The 18,027-nt window shown below is 55.0% G+C and carries 17 protein-coding genes; 9 read left to right on the plus strand and 8 right to left on the minus strand.

What is annotated here, in order from left to right; translation table 11 throughout:
• Window positions 1-44 precede the first annotated feature (44 nt).
• From KF784_12075 to KF784_12090, 4 genes are all read right to left on the minus strand, one after another.
• Window positions 45-1,223, minus strand: a complete 1,179-nt coding sequence (locus KF784_12075; protein MBX3119797.1) for a diguanylate cyclase — start codon at window positions 1,221-1,223, stop codon at window positions 45-47.
• A gap of 259 nt (window positions 1,224-1,482) precedes the next feature.
• Window positions 1,483-2,490 (minus strand): hypothetical protein, encoded by a 1,008-nt coding sequence (locus tag KF784_12080; GenBank protein MBX3119798.1) that lies wholly within the window; start codon window positions 2,488-2,490, stop codon window positions 1,483-1,485.
• Window positions 2,491-2,708: 218 nt separating this feature from the next.
• Window positions 2,709-3,953: a cytochrome c family protein gene (locus KF784_12085; GenBank protein MBX3119799.1), complete on the minus strand. Its 1,245-nt coding sequence runs from the start codon at window positions 3,951-3,953 to the stop codon at window positions 2,709-2,711.
• A gap of 11 nt (window positions 3,954-3,964) precedes the next feature.
• Window positions 3,965-5,566, minus strand: coding sequence for a DUF1573 domain-containing protein (locus tag KF784_12090; protein MBX3119800.1), 1,602 nt, complete (start codon window positions 5,564-5,566; stop codon window positions 3,965-3,967).
• 59 nt (window positions 5,567-5,625) lie between these two features.
• Between KF784_12090 and KF784_12095 the strand changes: the two genes are divergently transcribed.
• Window positions 5,626-6,045 (plus strand): hypothetical protein, encoded by a 420-nt coding sequence (locus KF784_12095; GenBank protein MBX3119801.1) that lies wholly within the window; start codon window positions 5,626-5,628, stop codon window positions 6,043-6,045.
• A gap of 53 nt (window positions 6,046-6,098) precedes the next feature.
• On the opposite strand, the gene KF784_12100 is transcribed toward KF784_12095, so the two are convergent.
• Window positions 6,099-6,800 (minus strand): PEP-CTERM sorting domain-containing protein, encoded by a 702-nt coding sequence (locus tag KF784_12100; protein MBX3119802.1) that lies wholly within the window; start codon window positions 6,798-6,800, stop codon window positions 6,099-6,101.
• A gap of 293 nt (window positions 6,801-7,093) precedes the next feature.
• Here KF784_12100 and rpsF point away from each other — a divergent pair, with 293 nt between their 5' ends.
• The 5 genes from rpsF (at window position 7,094) to KF784_12125 (ending at window position 11,895) form a co-directional block, all read left to right on the plus strand.
• Window positions 7,094-7,387 (plus strand): 30S ribosomal protein S6, encoded by a 294-nt coding sequence (rpsF, locus tag KF784_12105; GenBank protein MBX3119803.1) that lies wholly within the window; start codon window positions 7,094-7,096, stop codon window positions 7,385-7,387.
• A gap of 17 nt (window positions 7,388-7,404) precedes the next feature.
• Window positions 7,405-7,833 (plus strand): single-stranded DNA-binding protein, encoded by a 429-nt coding sequence (locus tag KF784_12110; protein ID MBX3119804.1) that lies wholly within the window; start codon window positions 7,405-7,407, stop codon window positions 7,831-7,833.
• Window positions 7,833-8,900, plus strand: coding sequence for a bifunctional phosphoglucose/phosphomannose isomerase (locus tag KF784_12115; GenBank protein MBX3119805.1), 1,068 nt, complete (start codon window positions 7,833-7,835; stop codon window positions 8,898-8,900). The genes KF784_12110 and KF784_12115 overlap by 1 nt, the downstream gene beginning before the upstream one ends.
• Window positions 8,901-8,946: 46 nt before the next feature.
• Window positions 8,947-10,404 (plus strand): ATP-dependent protease ATPase subunit HslU, encoded by a 1,458-nt coding sequence (gene hslU / locus KF784_12120; protein ID MBX3119806.1) that lies wholly within the window; start codon window positions 8,947-8,949, stop codon window positions 10,402-10,404.
• An 84-nt stretch (window positions 10,405-10,488) separates the two neighbouring features.
• Entirely contained in the window at window positions 10,489-11,895 is a 1,407-nt protein-coding gene (locus KF784_12125) for a hypothetical protein (protein ID MBX3119807.1), read from the plus strand.
• Here the strand turns inward: KF784_12125 and KF784_12130 are convergent.
• On the minus strand, window positions 11,848-12,525 hold the full coding sequence (locus KF784_12130; GenBank protein ID MBX3119808.1) for a DNA-3-methyladenine glycosylase: 678 nt from the start codon (window positions 12,523-12,525) through the stop codon (window positions 11,848-11,850). The genes KF784_12125 and KF784_12130 overlap by 48 nt on opposite strands.
• Before the next feature lie 50 nt (window positions 12,526-12,575).
• Between KF784_12130 and asnS the strand changes: the two genes are divergently transcribed.
• The 3 genes from asnS (at window position 12,576) to KF784_12145 (ending at window position 16,850) form a co-directional block, all read left to right on the plus strand.
• Window positions 12,576-13,982, plus strand: coding sequence for an asparagine--tRNA ligase (asnS, locus tag KF784_12135; protein ID MBX3119809.1), 1,407 nt, complete (start codon window positions 12,576-12,578; stop codon window positions 13,980-13,982).
• Between the two features lie 160 nt (window positions 13,983-14,142).
• Window positions 14,143-16,035 carry an ABC transporter ATP-binding protein gene (locus KF784_12140; GenBank protein MBX3119810.1) on the plus strand — a complete coding sequence of 631 codons (1,893 nt, stop codon included), beginning with the start codon at window positions 14,143-14,145 and terminating at the stop codon, window positions 16,033-16,035.
• A complete protein-coding gene (locus tag KF784_12145; protein ID MBX3119811.1) occupies window positions 16,032-16,850 on the plus strand; it encodes an ABC transporter ATP-binding protein in 819 nt (272 codons plus the stop codon). Before KF784_12140 ends, KF784_12145 begins: the two co-directional genes overlap by 4 nt.
• On the opposite strand, the gene KF784_12150 is transcribed toward KF784_12145, so the two are convergent.
• Together KF784_12150 and purN are read right to left on the minus strand one after the other, a co-directional pair.
• Window positions 16,798-17,436, minus strand: coding sequence for a 1-acyl-sn-glycerol-3-phosphate acyltransferase (locus KF784_12150; GenBank protein MBX3119812.1), 639 nt, complete (start codon window positions 17,434-17,436; stop codon window positions 16,798-16,800). The two genes, KF784_12145 and KF784_12150, sit on opposite strands and share 53 nt — an antisense overlap.
• Complete coding sequence (purN, locus tag KF784_12155; GenBank protein MBX3119813.1) at window positions 17,429-18,019, minus strand: phosphoribosylglycinamide formyltransferase; 591 nt, start codon at window positions 18,017-18,019, stop codon at window positions 17,429-17,431. The genes KF784_12150 and purN overlap by 8 nt, the downstream gene beginning before the upstream one ends.
• Window positions 18,020-18,027 lie beyond the last annotated feature (8 nt).

An 18,027-nucleotide genomic window follows, 5' to 3' on the forward strand; every position in this document is an offset into this window, starting at 1 on the left:
TCCCAAGCAGACGGGGCATTTTGGTCATCCCTGAGAGTGAGGACTTAAACGCGCGAAGATTCTATCGCCAAAATCGCGGTTTGAGCTGCGCTAAGGCTGAGGTTGTTGTCAACGGGTTTGATGGCCGAGATCGGCATTTGTCCGCCATCGCTGACAAGGCGTCCGGTTACCGCAATGTACTTGGTGCCGTTCTCGCGCTCGGAGAGGTGTACGTCGTCGATGAGCAGTTGTATTCCTGGCGTGAGCCGTTCGATGGCTTTGGCAGTCGCGTGAACCACCGATTCGACGACCGATCCGCCTGCCCTTGAGTGGACGCCGGAAGCGACGTCCGGGCCGCGGCTAAGCAAAACAGTTGTCAACCCTGCGGGGTTCGCCTCGTCGGCGAACACTTCATCAACTCGAATTCCAACCTCTGGAGTTTCGACGATTGCTTCTTCTGGAGCGGCAGCTACGGCAAATCGTGGCTCTTCGGGGACGAATCCGTTCTTGAGCTTCTTGCGGTTTAGCTTGTCAACCTGACAGTCTTGGCTGGCGAGGTTGATGAGGTTGTCCAGTGTAGCAGCGTAGTGAATGCTTTCTCGCTCTTTGCTCCTACGTCCACCCGAGACACCCATCGAGAGTGAGATGGGTTCTTCGGCGTCGCTGATGTTGATAACGCGCACACGTTCGCGCACGGCTTCGGCGAACTCTTTTGCGGTGACTTGATAGCGGACTGTCGCAAGTACGAATTCGTCGCCACCGTAACGTACGAGCAGGTCTCGGTCTTCGTCGATGAGTTCCCGAAGGCATTCGGCAACAACTTGAAGAACGCGGTCGCCTACGATGTGTCCGAACTTCTTGTTATACAGACCGAAGTCGTCGATATCGAGGAAGATGATGGTCAGCTCTTCGCTTTCTTTGAGGCGATCAATTCCCCAGTCACGGAGCCGGTCGCTCCAGGACAGGCCGGTAATCGGGTCCCACGTCCGGAGCAGTTCCTTGAGGAGCATTGTGGCAGTTGCTATACCAAGGTACTTTTCGCCAGCGACAACAGGGGCAGAATCGAGATTCTGGGTATGGAATTCTTCGGCGAGACGCCGGATAGTCATCTCGCTATGTACGACGAAACCCGTGGGTCGCATGTAGTCGCTTACCTTTGCAAGTTCTGGGACATCTGCAGGTATATCATACAGCGAAAGAGCCCCGACGAGACGAACTCCGTCGAGGACAGCAATGGTACGCATATTGTGCCCTTGCAGCAGCAGCCTAGCGCTCGATATTAGGCTATCTGGATTGACCCAGACTGGCAAGAGCTTGAGCTCAGAAACGAGTTTCAATGCCGCACTTTTTTCTGTACTAAACCCAGATGAGCCCACAAAGAAGGTACCTCGAGAAGTCGTACAAACCGCCCAAAGAACGACCCTCTCAGACTCAAATAATAAACTACGCTTGCGTTATAACACGAAAATCGCGACCATACGAACGTTAGAATTGCCGGGTTTGCTATCTTTCAAGCTGAACGACTAACTCTCTGCTGGCCCGTTCGAGCCACTTTTGCTCAGCAGGATCGACGAGTAAACGACCAGAAAAGGCCTTCGCCCCAGCATAGGCGGCCGAAGGTTCGATTCGCATGGAACGCGCGGCATCCTCTTCGTTGAGGCAGGCAATTTTTAGCATCAAATACAGCGCAAGTTGGTCCGCCTCACGCTCCGAATCCATTTGGGACTTAGCGGATGAAACGATCGCATCGGCGAGATCCCAGTTCGGACAATCCGAGAAATAGGGGTTGAGCAGACCGCACGCGCGTATGACCTCGGCGTCGGAGAGCCAACGATTGCCGCTTAGCTTGAGGCGATTCAACGCTCCTTCGTAGGATCTGCCGTTGACGTCAAGCTTGCCGGCAAGTATGTTGCGCAGCGTGTCAGAAAGGACAAGCCCCTCCCGCTTTGCCATTGCATCGACGATAACCTGTCGCTCGGCCTTCTCCGGTTGACGAATGGAGGCAACTTGCCACTCTCGTAGGTTAGGGATCACTTGGGAGAAGTTGGCGGGGAGGCGCTCGCCGGTCAAACTAAGGAGAGTTGGCCACCCTGCCCTCAAGCGCCGCTCCAGCGCAAGCCGCAATTGCAAGCGCTGCCGAGTAAGGGATAGGCAATCCTGAACGTGATCGAGAATCAACGGCGTGGATTGCATTCTCGACCAAAAGCCGGTGACCCACTCTGACGCGGAGAGAACGTGTACGTTCGAACCTGGGAAGAGTTTGCGGTGGTGCATTGCCGCCGATTCGAGAAGGTGCGTCTTTCCCCACCCGCTTTGCCCGTGAAGAACGACAAAAGGGTTGAGTCCGTTTGCAAAAAGCAGAGCGGCCTCCACGGCGTCGACGTTCGAGGGCAGGACCGAGAAAGTTCTGAAGCCGTTCCGATCTGCGTTAAAGAGCACTTCGGACAGTCGCAACGGGGAAACATCTTGTTTTTTGGGACGCTCTTGAATCGTGGAATATGCGGTCATCATACTGCTCTGCCATCCCGAGGGTCGGCTAGTCAAGAGGTCTCAGCGCGTGCTTTCCTCTCCCCAGATAGTGATATTACAAAACAGCCGGGGGAATCAAGAGCAGATTATCCTGAAATAGAATCCCTTTTCTGAGTGGATAGGGCAATATTCGCTCGTTTTCTACGGTTTTTATAATAATTTGAACTATGGAAGTGTGGAAAAAGACGGTCTTTTCCACATCAGTGCTTGATCTTCTTCCAGTAGCTCTCAAAATCAAAATTCGGGCTGTGCTCCGGAACATGACACTTGGCGCATGATTTCTCGCCAACCTTGCCCATCTTAAAGAACTCTGGCTTAAGCGAGTGTTTATCGCCAGGACCGTGGCAGCTCTCACAGCCCACGTTTGCAAGCTGGGGGGTCTCTTTGAGCGATCGGAAGCCAAGTGTGCTCTCCAGGCCAACCACGTGGCAAGAAACACAATCTGGGTCACGGCCATGGTTTTCGTCTTCGAGTGTTTTAAGCGCTCCGGCGTGCTTGGACGACTTCCAAACTTTGAGCGCTTCGCCATGACACGATCCGCACTTGGCATTCCCTGAGAATGCGTCTGTCTTGATGCGCGGCAGCTTATCGAGCAGCTTTTCGTCGGCGACGCGGGTCAGGTAGTCGTCATAGATCGACTTCACCTTCTTGTCGTCGTCGTAGTGGGGTTCTAGTTTGACGGCAGCATAGCCCGTCCACTTGCCCCCGGTGTAGAGGAGGCGGATCACGTGTTTGCCTTTTTCTCCAGGGGAGGCTATCGCTGTCGTGCCCACGTATTCGAGCGCTTGGGGAGGGTTGCTGCCACTGCGGTACTGAATCAATCGGAGTTTTGGAAATCGTTTCGCGATATCTACAGCTACATCTCTCCCGGCCTGCAGCATGAGAATAGGCTGCAGACCGGCCCGCTCTGCCTCATTCAGCAGGTTTGTTATTGCGGTGTCTACTCCGATGGCCTTTTCTCGAAGAGCCGATGCCATCGAATCCGCTCGAGGGTCAACAGCCCCTATCAGAAACGGCCCTTTTGGAATGGTCTGAGGGACGTTGAAAGTTGACGATGTAGCGATGGATGACGTGACCAGCCGATCGTCGGAGAGCTGCTGCATTGCAAGGAGCATCCCCGGTCCAAGCTGGCTTTCTGGGAAGGAGTAGTGAATTGCCGTTGCGTTCATCGCTTTGAGCGTTTCGGCGAGAGCTTCTGCCTTGAGCTCATCTTGCCGACTGTGCCCGTGGACAAATGCGCCATTTTCGAGATACATCCCTTGGCGTTCGCCAATGAGTGAGCGTACAGCGGTCGCCCTTCGCGTTATTCCGCCTGACATCGGCTTCGTGCAGCCGCATGGCGAGAGGTAGCCATCGGTATCGCCACCCAACACGACGACAAAGGGCGTGTCCGGCTTTGCCTGAATCGCCCAGCCTCCAGCAATTGTGGTCAGGGCTGCAAGCAACCCCCATAGTTTCATCTCTGGAGGGCTCGCAGGAGGACAGTGACAACCGGCGTTTTGGGATCGTTGGTTTTCACCTTGATCGTGGCTTCAATGCGTACGTCAGGGGCCTTGCCATCGTATTGAATCGTCACTCGGTGCTCCCATTTGCCCCTAACGGGTCTGTGAGTGAAAGTTAGGAAGGGGCTATTCGATTCGATACTTAGGATTTCAAAGTCTTTCTGAGCGCTGTTGACAAGGAAACTCGCCCTTTTTGGACCTCTCGATATCTGACCAAGGTTGATCGTTTCGGGCATCGCAACGATGCCGCTTTGAACGCTGAGCTGCTGTCGCAGCACGGGCAGAGTCTTGCTCTTTGTGCTGACAACCAATGTCGTGGAGTTTCTGCCAACGTAGGTGCCGGGTTCGATGTTTACGGTGAACTTGTAACCTTTTCTCTGCTTTTTTGGCTCGTTGAGCATTGGATCGGCAAGTTCTCCCGACCAAGCTTGTGTTGTGACTGCTGCTGGGAGTCCGTCAAGGCGCACGTCTTCGGGCACGATGTCCGAACCCTCTGGGACAGTCAGGAAGACTTCCCGTGTTCCCCCCTTAGCGTCCACGTTGATGATCTCGCCGTCCGGGACAAGGAACCGATAGGCAGGGTCAACGTAAAACCGAACCTTGATCTCTCGTGTTGGGTTGTCTGGATCGTTTGTGTAAACAAGGATCGCCTTATGTTGCTCACCAATAAAATCTGCGGTCTGAACCGCCAGATGGATCAATCGCGATTGCCCGGCATCAATGGGCTCTACCTTGGGTTGAGCCACACATCCACAGTCCGGGATCATCGAAGTCATCAAAAGGCCATGCCCGATGTTCGTGAGTTGGTAGGAGAATTCGCGAATCTGGCCTTGTGGGATCGTGCCCAGGTCGAACATCATCTTGTCAATCGTTGCTTTCGGCGGATTCCAGGAAAGCTCTTCAGATTTTGCGATGGAGGCTTTGACGAGGTCGCCTATTTCCACAAGCATTCGCGCAAGGTTCATTTCGCCGGGGTGAGGCCGCACCAAGATGGCCGTCGGGACTTCGGCTCGCGTTGTGTAGCTTCCAAAGTTTGGAGTTCGGGCAAGCCCCAAGTACAGCGCAAATCCATAAGCGACTTCGTTATGGATGTCGGTGGCCTCGCTCGGGAGTGGTGGGTCACCTCTTTCAAGTCCAATAACGACCTCTAGCCGGGGGTCCTCCGGCGAGTATCCGAAGAAGTGAACGGCAGCGGGTACCTCTTTGCTGCCTGCGATGGGGGCAAGTTTTGGCTCAAAAGTAAACTTGATATCTGGCTTCGTGCCGATCTTCATCGTGAACTGCGGCATGAACTGTCGCCACTGAGTAAACACGCGGTCTCTAGCCTCGGCAAACTCGTTGCGAAGGTGGGCAGGAACCTTGGAATCGTCCCATTGGATAACGATATTCTCCTTCGGTAAAAGCGCGGAAAGCTTTTTCGCTTCGGCAAAGTTGCGCTCTGAGGTGGCCTGGATAACGCTGCCATAGAGCTGCTGAAATTCGGCGCTTGTTCCGGCAGGAAGGGTTGGCGCAGGATTGGCGATCATCCCGACAAGGCAAAGAAGTGCGCTAAGCATAAGTTTCGATTTTCCTCAAGAGCGTGACTATAGTTCGACGTGCAAACATAGAATACGTCATGCGCGATGATACAAACGGGTCAACGGAAGGGCATCTTGGCAAGTTCCGAGCCTGGTTTTATGCCGCCGCACTTTACAACGTGGCATGGGGAGTCGGTGTGATCCTATTCCCCAACCTCATCTTTGAGCTTGTTGGCATGCCTCCGCCAAACTATCTGAGCCTTTTCCAGTGCATCGGCATGATGGTATTGGTTTATGGACTCGGCTACTATCTGCTCGCCCGCGATCCAATTCGCTACGCTCACTTTGTATGGATCGGTTTGGCGGGCAAAACGTTCGGGCCAGTCGGTTTTTTGTGGGCTGCGCTACAAGGCGATCTGCCGTGGGTCTTTGGCTGGACTGTGCTATTCAACGACATCGTCTGGTGGCCTGCCTTCTGGATGTTTGCGCTAAAACACGCCAGACATCGCTTGAAATAGCAAGAGAGGCCTTGCTTACACAAGACCTCTCTTTGTGATCGTGCTTTAAACGATTACTTGCTTGCCTTTCGGCGTCGGATCAACGCGAGAGCGCCGAGACCGAGAACAGCCATGGTGGCGGGCTCGGGAACGGGGGTTGCGTCGAACGACCAGCTCTCAACTGTGCCGAGGTCCTGGCCAACGCTGTCCCAGACATCGAGTCTCCAATCGCCGTTCATGGCTAAGCCGCTGAAGACGTTGTAGTCGTTGCCGTTGAACTGAGCGATGCCCTGGCTATTGTTGCCAGCGCCTGCGCCGAACGCATGGGTGGAACGAGCATAGTCGCCGTTTGCGATGACAACGCCATCACCAACTGCTGCTGCTGCTGCTGCAAAGCTAGCTGCGCCGCTTGCCGCCGAGAAGAATCGATACCGACCAGCAACGTTGCTCGAGTCGCCAACGCCACCAGCGGTTACCGAACCGACGCGGCTCATCAGATGAACGCTCGTGCCCGTACCGACGTGCGTGAACTTAGCGATCAGGTCGCCAACCCACGTGTGCATCGATGGGTGCGAAGATCCTGTACCTGTCGGCCAGAAGTTAATCTCAACCCAGTTCAGCGTGCCAACTGTGGGAGGCTGACCGCTTACGTTAATTGTCGAGCTGCCAGCGGTTGCGCTAGCGTCAGGAATATCGAATCCAGCACCCGGGCCAAAGGTAACTGCCATCGCGGACGATGCCACGACGCTAAGCCCAAGAATCATTAATTTTTTCAACTCATCTCCTCCAAACCAAAGGACGTCAAAGCGAGACGTGAACAACTCACGCCCGGCTTGGTTCGTTCAATATATGACAATTCGTTCATTTTTGCAACGGTAATCGCATGCTTCCCGCACAATTACCGGTTGAAATGTTTGTCAGTAGCTCCGACAATGCCGAAAGTCAAAAAATGGAACGGTCCGAAGACCCGAAATGACAGGCGCGACAGACCATGCTCGGGTACAATCCGCTCCTCTATACCCCTGCTCGGCTAAGCCTGAGCCGGAAAATCCGTCCACAGGGAAAATCTATGAATTCACGAAAGTACGAAGCAATGGTGATTGTCAAGCCGGCAATCGGCGATGGCGATGTTCAGAAACTTGCCGACCGCTACAAAGGCGTCATCGAGAGCAAGGGAGGCTCCGTCTCCAAAGCTGGAAAGTGGGAGAAGCGAAAGCTTGCTTACGAGATCGAAGGTTTCAAAGAAGGCACCTACATCCTCATGAACTTTGAATCGGCTGCCGACGTGCCCCAAGAGCTCAGCCGCCAGCTTGGCAACAATGACGACGTGATTCGTCATCGCATCTTCAAACTCGAAGGTTGATCGGCTAACATAACGTTATGATTAACAGAGTTGTCCTCGTCGGTCGTTTGACGCATGATCCGCAGTTGCGGACAACGACGTCCGGCAAGAACGTGACCGACTTCCAGATCGCCGTCCAGAAGCGCATCAAGCCGAACGACGGTTCCCCCGACGCCGATTTCTTCCGCGTTACTTGCTGGGGTTCGACAGCCGAGTTCGTCGCCAATTACTTGTCGAAGGGCAGACTCGTTGCTGTGGATGGCCGCCTACAATCGCGTAAATATGTTGCGAGCGACGGCGGACAGCGCGAAGTTGTCGAAGTTGTCGCGGACTCCGTGCAAGGGCTGGATCGACCTCGGGACGACGCGGGTGGAGGTGGTGGTGGAAGCCATGCCGTAGCCGCTGCTCCTGCAGCTGTATCCGCTGCCCCTGGAGAGGACGAGTACGACCCGTTCGCGGACGAGTGATGGCACACATCCTCGACGATCGCGACTACCTGCTGCGCAACGATCCCAAAGGGATGTATCGCCTCACATGCGAATTCCCGGATCAATGCCGCAAAGCCCTTGATATCGCACAAAAGACGACGCTTCAACCGTTAAAGTTTGATCCGTCGTTCGTCGTTCTGTCTGGCTTGGGAGGGTCGGCGATCGGTGGCGATTTTCTGAGCGCGATCATTGAGGACCAGGGGTCGGTGCCGTTTCAAGTGAATCGCGATTATTCGCTCCCCAACTGCGTAGATAGCGGCACGCTCCTCATTGCATCCAGTTATTCGGGCAATACCGAGGAGACTCTTTCTGCGTATGCCATTGCGAAGGCGAAAGGCGCGACTATCCTCGCCACGACGAGCGGCGGCAAGCTCGCCGAATTGGCACGAGCCGATGGTTTTGATGTAATTCAAATTCCTGGCGGACAACCGCCAAGAACGGCACTGGGCTATTCGCTTGTGCCAGCGCTGGTGGCGGCTGAGTCGTTCCGGTTGATCCCTCCGCAACCTTTTGCTGAGACGATTGCCGGGCTTGAAGAGGTTGTAAGATCGTGTGCCGTCGAGGTGCCGTTTGAGCAGAATCAAGCAAAGCAGATTGCAGCCCAACTTCATGGAAAGCTCAGCGTCATTTACGGGCTCGGCTCTTGGCAGGGAGTTGTGGCATACCGGTGGAAGGGCCAGATCAACGAGAACGCCAAGAACATGACGTTCTCGGCACGGTTCCCCGAACTCAACCATAACGAAGTCCTTGGTTGGGTTAAGGCGACAGACCAGGGTGTCGGGCAGTGGGTCGTTGTCGTCTTGAAGGATGGGACGGAGTCGGCAAAGATGCAGGCTAGGGGCAAGATCACGCTTGACCTGATCGGAGATCGAGCGGAGCATATCGTGGTCCAAGCGAAAGGCGACAGCCTGCTCGAAAAGGCATTAACGCTCACCCTTTTGGGTGATTTCGTCTCGCTCTACCTTGCTACACTCAACGATGTCGATCCCGAAAACATCGACTGGCTGAACCACCTAAAAGGCGAACTCGCGAACATTCCGAACTGATGCCCCCTGCCGGGCGTACTGGAAGGGTGGTACCCTGCATCCATCTATGAGCCTCCCTATTGAGGACTTGACTCCACGTCAAATCGTAAGCGAGCTCGACCGCTACATCGTCGGGCAAAATGCCGCCAAAAAGGCGGTGGCTGTGGCGTTGCGCAACCGTTATCGCCGGCAGCAGCTCCCCGCGAAGCAAAGGGAGGAGATTCTCCCTAAGAACATCTTGATGATCGGTCCCACCGGGGTCGGCAAAACCGAAATAGCACGGCGACTGGCTCAGCTTGCGAAGGCGCCTTTTGTCAAAGTTGAGGCCACCAAGTTCACCGAGGTCGGCTATGTTGGGCGAGATGTTGAATCCATGATTCGTGATCTCGTTGCTGCTTCGGTCCGCCTTGTCGAGAAAGAACGCATCGATGCGGTGCAGCAAGAGGCAGAACGTCGAGCCATGGAACGACTGGTTGACATGGTCGACACCGGCCCCAAGCCTACTCGTGTGCGAAAGCGGGCCAGACCGGACTCGCAGATCATGGATAACCCGGTTTTCCGACAGGCTTTTGAGGTCTTTGGTTCAAAGATAGATGACGACTACCCCGACCAAGAAACGGAAGTCGTAGAAGTTGACGAGAAGAAGCTTGCCCAAGAGCGGAAAAAGCTCGTCAAGAAGATTCAAAAGGGTGATTTTGACGATCACATCGTCGAGATTGACATAGAGGAACAATCGAATCCATTCGTCCAGGTTTTCAGCCCGCAAGGCATCGAGGAGATGGGATTCGATATGAACAGCCTGTCGAACCCGTTCGGCTCAAAGCAATCCACATTGAAAGTCACCGTTGGCGAGGCGAAGCAGATCTTGGTTGATGAAGAAGCCCGAAAGATGATTGACCGCAGCACGCTCAATCGCGATGCGATCACACGCGCCGAGCAGACAGGCATCATCTTCCTTGACGAGATTGACAAGGTCGCCGGCAAGCAGGGGGGCTCCGGACCCGACGTGTCCCGCGAGGGCGTTCAGCGAGACCTGCTCCCCATCGTCGAAGGTTCGACGGTACAGAGTAAGTTCGGCCCGATACGAACAGATCACGTTCTGTTTATTGCAGCTGGGGCATTTCACATGTCCAAGCCAAGCGACCTCATTCCTGAGCTTCAAGGCCGACTTCCCATTCGGGTTGAACTGGAACCGCTTACCGAAGAGGACTTCCGTCGCATCTTGCGCGAGCCCGAAAATGCCCTCATCAAGCAGTATCAACTTCTGCTCGGCACCGAGGGTATTAAGCTCACGATTACTGAGGACGGTGTTGATGAAATTGCCAAGCTCGCCGCTGAAGTCAATGGAAAGACTGAGAATATTGGAGCACGGCGACTTCACACAATGATGGAGAAGCTGCTTGAAGAGCTACTTTTTGAGGCTCCTGAGATCGAAGAGAAGAAGATAACACTCGATGCAAAATCCGTTCAATCTCGGCTTAGCGCACTTGTGAAGGATGTCGATTTGAGCCGATATATTCTTTAGAAGCCTCACAAAGGCGTTACAATAGCGTGGAAGGAGACTGCATGATCGGTTCCCTTCTGACCTGAAGCTTTGGAGCAAACAAGGATGTTGCGAATAGCCTCAATCATCTTAGGCACGGGAATAGCTGTCACCGGGTGGGCAGGCGCTTTTTCGGAAAAGGAACGATCGGATGTCGTTGCATATTGGAACAAGCCTGGACGCTACACCGCGACAGCGCCAAATTGGGCCACTCAAACCGGTCCATTCACCGTTAGATTAACCGTTGCCGGTTCGACGTGGCTTTGGAACTACAACAAAGTCAGGGGCATGGGCAAAGTCCCTCCAACTCAAGACGCTGTCCCTCAAAACGCCGAGCAACAGGTCTGGCAGAAATGGATTGAAGCCAAGATAGTTTATGATCGCTGGTCGACCGGAAAGCGAGCGGCTGAGACAAACGCACAGATAATAGGTCGAGGTGTAGAGTTTAACCAGCCCGAACCGGAACATCCCGGCCCGGCGCCGCTTGGTCTGATCCTTCTCGCAGGTAATCCTCCCGACTTTGCTGAGGCGGTCACCCCGGTGGGCTACACCATTCGGTTTGGCGATAACGACGAAGTGCGATACGAAGACAACGTGAATATGCGCGACCGCTATGCGTACTACCGGTTTGAACGGGGGGTGATGTCGGGTGGCAAGAAGGTTCGTGAACTGCCCAAAGAAGAGCTTGACGCGATTTTCAAGCAGGCCGGACTCACGGAGTCAGAGCAGAGAATCATGGCGTCGGTCTCACTTCTTGAGGGCGGTTTCGACAGCGTTAACACCTACGACACGGGGTTCGTTTCCGTTGGATTCATCCAATTTGCATGCCAGCGCGATGGCTCAGGCGCGCTTGGCAGGATGCTGCGCAACTATAAACTGCAGAATGAGTCGGGATTCTCTACTGATTTCCGAGCCTTTGGCATCGACATCGACGCCGATTGCAAGCTGATTGTTCTCGATCCGGCTACTGGTGCGGAGCTTGTGGGGCCTGCGGCTGCGGACAAGATCATTAACGACAAGCGCCTCATCGCTGTATTCCAACGGTCCGGATTGAAGAGCCGGGCTTACCGGGTCGCTCAGATTCTCCACGCCAAGCAAGAGTTTTATCCGGGCAACGACGCAATCAGCTTGAATGTGCGCGGTCGAGCGCTGAACTGCAAAGTCAGCGACGTTATTCGCTCGGAAGCAGGGCTCGCAACTTTGATGGACCGCAAGGTGAACACGGGGAATATTGAACCTTTGACGTCGATCATGGCTTTGGTTGCCGCAGAAAACAGCTTGTCCAGTTTGGATGATTTACGCAAGTTCGAGCGCGATATTGTCGTGGCGATGAAGTACCGAAAGGATTACTTTGAGGATAAGAGTCTGACTCAGCCTGGACCGGCGAAGACACCAAAGCGAGACTATAGAGCTTTGTTGAATCGATCAGGCTCGCGTAGTGGGCGGGGTGGAAAGTCCGGCAGCAAAGGATAGAATCTTTGACCAATCGCCTTCTTTGAGCGCTTCCAGGCCTTGTTTAGGTTCAGAAGCCCAGCCCGACTCCTGCGCGTGGATGAATCGCCAGGGGTAGTCGTCGCCCTTACCCTTAGCGAGCCCGATTCTTCGTCCAAACAGGACGTCCTGCACAGGTTCGCCCGCCTCAATCCTTAACTCGAATTCTGGATCAAGCAGATCAACTCCATTCTCGCTTTTGGCGATGTCGAACGCCGCACACACCTTTGCCGGACCAGACAGCAAGTCCGTTTCCCTCTTTGCTTTTGGTCTTCGCATTTGCATCTCTTCGATCCCCGATAAAGGCCTTGCCGCCCGGATCAGAATCGCCCCAGAGGTCCCTTCGCAGTCGACAACCAAATTCAAGAGCCAGTGCATCCCGTACGTGAAATACACGTAAGCAAAGCCCGGAGGTCCGTGCATGATCGCTGTTCTGGGTGTGATCCCATGCCAAGAGTGGCTTCCAGGGTCGTCCTTCCCGCGATAAGCCTCAACCTCGACGATCATCGCACGCCGGGTTCCGCGAACCAGAGTGCAGCCAAGCAGCCGAGGCGCGGCTTCGACTGCATTGAGTTGCACAAGCGCATTCAGCGGGTGCTCAACATGGGGCATAGGGCGATTTTGGCAGGTCCCCAAGCTCACCGAACGGTAAAATCCGCCCGATGGATTATCGCCGCTCCTATATCCGCGATCTGTTCAACCTCGCGCCCGGCAGCGCAGCTAGCGCTTATGGTTGGGTGAAGACACGCCGCGACAGTAAAGGGATCTCCTTTGTCCAACTGAGCGATGGGTCGTGTTTTAAGGATTTGCAGGTTGTGGTGAATGAGGGAGCGCTGGATGCAGGCGAGTTCAGCAAGGTCACGACAGGAGCTTGTGTGCGCTTTGACGGCAAGATCGTCGAATCCCCCGCCGCAGGACAGCCCGTCGAGCTGGCGGCAGAGGGGCTAGAAGTCTACGGCGAAGCCGATCCCGCGACCTACCCGCTTCAGAAGAAAGGGGCCTCCTTTGAATTCTTACGGGAGATTGGGCACCTTCGAGTGCGGGGCAATACCTTCGGCGCAGTTTTCCGAATGCGCAGCGAAGTGAGTTGGGCGATCCACAAGTTCTATAGAGACAGGGGTTTCCACTACATCCATGCCCCTATCATTACCGCCTCCGACTGCGAAGGCGCAGGCGCGATGTTCGCCGTCACCACACTCTTAGAGCAGCCCCATCCCAACGGCGAAGAGGTGAAGGCCGCCCTTCAAAAGGTCGATTACAAAGAGGATTTCTTTGGTAAACCCGCCTACCTCACTGTTTCGGGCCAGCTCGAAGGCGAGACGATGGCCCTCGGCCTCACCAACATCTACACATTCGGCCCAACCTTCCGCGCCGAACAATCTAACACCGCCCGCCACCTTGCTGAGTTCTGGATGATCGAGCCGGAGATGGCGTTCTGCGACCTCGAAGGCAACATGACCCTCGCCGAAGAATTCCTTCGCGAAGTCATCCAGCACTGTCTCGACAACTGCGGAGCCGACCTCGATTTCTTCAACCAGCGTATCGAGCCGTCGCTTCTGGACACACTAAAGCATGTGGTCGAATCGGGCTTTGAGCGCCTGACTTACACCGAAGCTGTCAAGATGCTCGAAGGCAGCGGCGAGACTTGGGAGAACCCGGTTTACTGGGGCGCCGACCTCCAGAGCGAGCACGAACGTTGGCTCACTGAGAAAAAGGTAGGCCGCCCCGTGATCTTGACCGACTACCCCAAAGAGATCAAGGCTTTTTACATGCGCGAGAATGAGGACGGAAAAACGGTTCGTGCGATGGATGTGCTTGCGCCTCGGATTGGTGAGATCATCGGCGGATCTCAGCGCGAAGAGCGACACGACATTCTCCTCAACCGAATAAGAGAACTTGGGCTCCCGGAAGAGGCGTACTGGTGGTATCTGGACCTGCGCAAGTTTGGCAGCGCGCCCCATGCAGGGTTCGGGCTTGGGCTGGAGAGATTGTTGATGTATGTCACCGGCATGAAGAACATGCGGGATGTCATTCCTTATCATCGCGCCCCCGGCCAAGCCGAATTCTGAGGCTCACAAGGTTGTGAGTTCGTATTAGCAAGAGCAAAGAACGGAGCATCCCCTGGCAATCAACATCTTTAAGAAGCTCGACCGACGGCTCGCTGCCGACCTTAAATCGCAGCGCGCGACGATCTTTGTCGGGCTGGTGTGTGTGCTTTTTGCCTCTCTATTGACAACGGCCCAAATTCCGCTCATTCGCACAGCCGTGCAAGCTATCAGCGATGCGGCGGGCTACACCGAGCAGCGGGTGCTCACCGATGGCGAAGCCGCCGTCTTGGCCGAGAAACTTGGACAAGAAACCGGTGACGTCAAGGTTGCGCTTTCTAAGGTTCAGCAAGCCAGAGATGCCAGTCGCGAAACGCTACGTTCGGATGAAACGGAGCTGCTTGCCAAGGAGCTAAAGGAGGACCCGGAAGAGGTTCGCCAAGCTTTGACGGAGATGAAGGGAGAGCTTGTGCGCGAGCCTCAGACTGCGCGCGGAGCCGTAAGAATTCTCGGTCTGATGGGAATTCTTGTCGTTGTCCTCTATATCTTCAAGTACTGGTTCACGCGTGGGCAGACCTACTATCTCTCAAAAGCCGCTGCCCGACTTGCGAGCAATCTCCGCTTGAAGCTCTTCAAAAAGCTCCAACGACTTCCTATCACCTACTTCAACGAAAAGCGCTCAGGAGGCATCCAGAGCGTGCTTACGAACGACGTGGGTGTGTACCAGACCGCCGTCACCATCATCCGCGACAGCATCGACGGTCCTCTCAAGGCCATCACCGCGTTGGGATATATCATCTACACGCAATGGCAACTCGCTGCACTGACGATGCTTTTCCTGCCGATCATGGCAGTGGCGATCAATCGCAATTCAAGGAAGATGAAATTGGCCCAGTCGCAAGTGCAGGGCGATCTTGCCACGCTGAACGCAATGACGCTGGAGTCATTGCAGGGAACCCGTGTCGTCAAAGCATTCGCCGCCGAGGAGCGCGTTGAGGAGAACTACTCGGAGCTGGTTGAGAAGACCTTCCGCAGTCAAATGGCGGCTACGCGCCGACAAGCCGCTCTCAGGCCGTTGGTTGAGCTGATTGGAGCGGTTGCTCTTGCGCTTGTGCTCTATCTTTGCGGTTGGCTGGCTTTCCGACAAGAGCTTCAAGTCGCCGATCTTATCGCTCTCATTTACGCGCTCGATGTGATCAACCAAGGCTTCCGAAACCTTGCATCCGTACAGAACACCTACGCGCAGGTCCAAGCCGCCTCCGACCGGATTTACGATGAGGTGCTTTCCGTCCCAGACGAGCACTTCGAATCTCGCGGAGCAAAGATTCTCGAATCGCCCAAGGCCGAGGTCGAGTTCCGAAATGTGAGCTTCACTTATCCCGATGGGACTGTAGCGCTCGACAACGTGAGCTTTACGATTAACGCCGGTCATAGCCTTGCCTTGGTGGGCAGCAGTGGCGCAGGAAAGAGCACCATCGCTGACCTCCTTCTGCGCTTTTATAACCCGACCTCGGGAGCGATTTACTATGACGGCGTGGATATTCGGGAGCTTGACGTGGCGTGGTGGCGAAGCCAGATCGGCGTCGTTCCTCAGCAAACGTTCCTTTTTGCCGGGTCCATCGCCGACAACGTCCGGTTAGGGAATGCGGACGCCTCTGACGAGGGGGTCGTTGAGGCCCTAAAAGCTGCGCATGCCGATGTCTTCGTCGAGCGATTCCCAGAGCGCCATAACTCGCTTATCGGTGAGCTTGGATCGGGCTTGAGCGGAGGCGAAAAGCAGCGCATCGCCATTGCCCGCGCACTCGTTCGAAAGCCGCACGTTCTCCTCCTCGACGAGGCCACCAGCAATCTTGACTCGGTGAGCGAGAAGGTTGTCCAGCAGGCTTTGGAAGAGGTCATGCACACCCGCACAACCCTTTTCATCGCCCACCGTCTCACCACTGCCGCCCGTGCTGACCGCATCCTTGTCCTTCGACGAGGCGAAGTGGTTGAGCTTGGCAGTCACAAAGAACTGCTTGCTCAAAACGGAGTCTACGCCGCCATGTACGGCGCATTCAGCAGCGGGGTGATCGATTGAGCGAAGCTGCTCTTTCTGCTCGGTCTTTGTCCTGTGGCTATCCTGGGCGAACGGTCCTGTCGGATGTTAGCTTGGAGATCCGTTCCGGAGAAATCATTGCACTCCTAGGCCAGAACGGGAGCGGCAAGACGACGCTTTTGAAGACTCTGTGCGGGTCGCTGCCGCCTGTGTCGGGCTCGGTGAACGTTGCAACTCGTGAGATTGGACAATTGGGAAGTAAAGAGCTTGCCCAATTGATCGCCTATGTCCCCCAAGAGGAGCGGAGCGACTTTGCCTTTAGCGTTCGTGAGGTTGTCACGATGGGGCGGCTTCCGCTTAGCGCTACCTTTTTCGACTCTGAAGAGGATCGACTTAAGGCTACCGAAGCGATGCGCACTGCCGATTGTCTGCATCTCGCCGATCGTTCGATCCAAGAGATTAGCGCGGGTGAGCGCCAGAGGGTGATCCTTGCCCGGGCCTTGGCTCAAGAGGCGAAGATTATCCTTCTTGATGAGCCCACTGCTCATCTCGATCTCGGACACCAATTAGAAGTTTCAACTCTCTTGAAGCGACTGGCCCAAGCGGGTTACGTGATCGTTCTTGCTGTCCATGATCTACAGCTTGCGGCAAGGACCGCTAGTCGGGGCCTGGTCCTGGAGGGTGGGCGCGTGATGCTCGACGCACGGTTCTCGGACGTGTTGGAGTCGTCAAGCTTGGATGTAGCCTACAGCGTGACCTTCCGTCGATTAAAAGACCCCGACCTTGGCACTGTGCTCGTTCCACTTACAACTCTTGCCCCGTCAGGCTCCGAAGCTGGCCTTCCGCCCAACCCATAATCTCATCGACTTCGGACTTTTTATCGAAGGAGTGAGGTTCTCCCCAGTCTGCCGACACCTTTGAAAAGGCTGGACGAGGGATCAGCTTTCCGTATGGCATGATCTTGTTCGTGTTCCTCAGCCCCAAGCAGATCACTTGACAGCCCGATTGCCGAACCAAGAGCGCGACCCCAGGCTTTAGCGGCAGCAAGTCACCCGATTCGCTGAGCTCGCCTTCGGGGAAAACGCAAACAGCTTTTCCTTCCTTGAGGTACTCAATCGCCTTTTTCAGCGCGTTTCGATCTGGCTCACCGCGCTTGACAGGAAAAGCCTTAAACCACCCCAAAATTTTGCCGAGCAGACCCATTTCAAACAGCTCAGACTTTGCCATGAAGTAGATGGGACGCGGGCAAGAAACCTGAACGGCGACCGGGTCGAGATCGGCAAGATGGTTTGAGAGGATGAGCAGCCCTCCCGATTTTGGAACGCGGTACTTTCCCGTTGTGTGGAAGGGACCAAACACGGTCAGAAGAAGCCATCCGGCAAACTTGGCAAGGCCGAGACCAAACCTCAGAAAGAATCGAGAATGATGGGGCAAATCACTCATGGATCCTCTCCCAAACTTTCTGGATCGCCATTGGATACGCCTGGTGCTCAAGCTTCAAAACCTTCGCAGCGACGTCTTCCGGTGTATCGGTCGTTTCGAGCTCGGTCTGAAGTTGAAGAATGACCTGCCCTTCGTCGTAATGCTCGGTTACATAGTGAACGCTACACCCTGAAATGGACTCCCTTGCGGCAACCACGGCCTCATGCACGTGCATTCCCCACATTCCCTTTCCTCCGAATTTCGGGAGTAGGGCAGGGTGAATGTTCAGAACTCTATTTTCATAAGCTTCGAGAACTTCGTTAGGCAACAGACGCATAAACCCAGCAAGACACACGATGTCAACTCCCGCTGATGTTAGGGCGTCCTTAAGCTGGACTCCGTAGTTCTCTAACTTGTGACTAATGATCGCTATAGGCAATCCAAGCGCCTGGGCGGTTTCTACTGCGGGTGTGCCTTCAGCTTGCGTGATCACTACTGCCACCTCGGCGTTGATCTTGCCGTCGCGACAAGCCTCCGCGATGGCTCTCATGTTTGAGCCGCGCCCCTTCATCCCAACCAATATCCCAAGCCGTGCCTTGCGCATTGCTAAGA

Source organism: Fimbriimonadaceae bacterium, from assembly GCA_019638775.1.
In the GTDB taxonomy this organism is placed as follows: Bacteria; Armatimonadota; Fimbriimonadia; order Fimbriimonadales; family Fimbriimonadaceae; genus JAHBTD01.

What these genes read in the sequence shown, in the direction of transcription:
- KF784_12110 (MBX3119804.1), top strand. Translation starts at nt 7,405, where the DNA reads ATGATTAACAGAGTTGTCCTCGTCGGTCGTTTGACGCATGATCCGCAG.
- purN (MBX3119813.1), bottom strand. Translation starts at nt 18,019, where the DNA reads ATGCGCAAGGCACGGCTTGGGATATTGGTTGGGATGAAGGGGCGCGGC.
- rpsF (MBX3119803.1), top strand. Translation starts at nt 7,094, where the DNA reads ATGAATTCACGAAAGTACGAAGCAATGGTGATTGTCAAGCCGGCAATC.
- KF784_12075 (MBX3119797.1), bottom strand. Translation starts at nt 1,223, where the DNA reads ATGCGTACCATTGCTGTCCTCGACGGAGTTCGTCTCGTCGGGGCTCTT.
- KF784_12125 (MBX3119807.1), top strand. Translation starts at nt 10,489, where the DNA reads ATGTTGCGAATAGCCTCAATCATCTTAGGCACGGGAATAGCTGTCACC.
- KF784_12150 (MBX3119812.1), bottom strand. Translation starts at nt 17,436, where the DNA reads ATGAGTGATTTGCCCCATCATTCTCGATTCTTTCTGAGGTTTGGTCTC.
- KF784_12090 (MBX3119800.1), bottom strand. Translation starts at nt 5,566, where the DNA reads ATGCTTAGCGCACTTCTTTGCCTTGTCGGGATGATCGCCAATCCTGCG.
- hslU (MBX3119806.1), top strand. Translation starts at nt 8,947, where the DNA reads ATGAGCCTCCCTATTGAGGACTTGACTCCACGTCAAATCGTAAGCGAG.
- KF784_12130 (MBX3119808.1), bottom strand. Translation starts at nt 12,525, where the DNA reads ATGCCCCATGTTGAGCACCCGCTGAATGCGCTTGTGCAACTCAATGCA.
- KF784_12080 (MBX3119798.1), bottom strand. Translation starts at nt 2,490, where the DNA reads ATGATGACCGCATATTCCACGATTCAAGAGCGTCCCAAAAAACAAGAT.
- KF784_12115 (MBX3119805.1), top strand. Translation starts at nt 7,833, where the DNA reads ATGGCACACATCCTCGACGATCGCGACTACCTGCTGCGCAACGATCCC.
- KF784_12095 (MBX3119801.1), top strand. Translation starts at nt 5,626, where the DNA reads ATGCGCGATGATACAAACGGGTCAACGGAAGGGCATCTTGGCAAGTTC.
- asnS (MBX3119809.1), top strand. Translation starts at nt 12,576, where the DNA reads ATGGATTATCGCCGCTCCTATATCCGCGATCTGTTCAACCTCGCGCCC.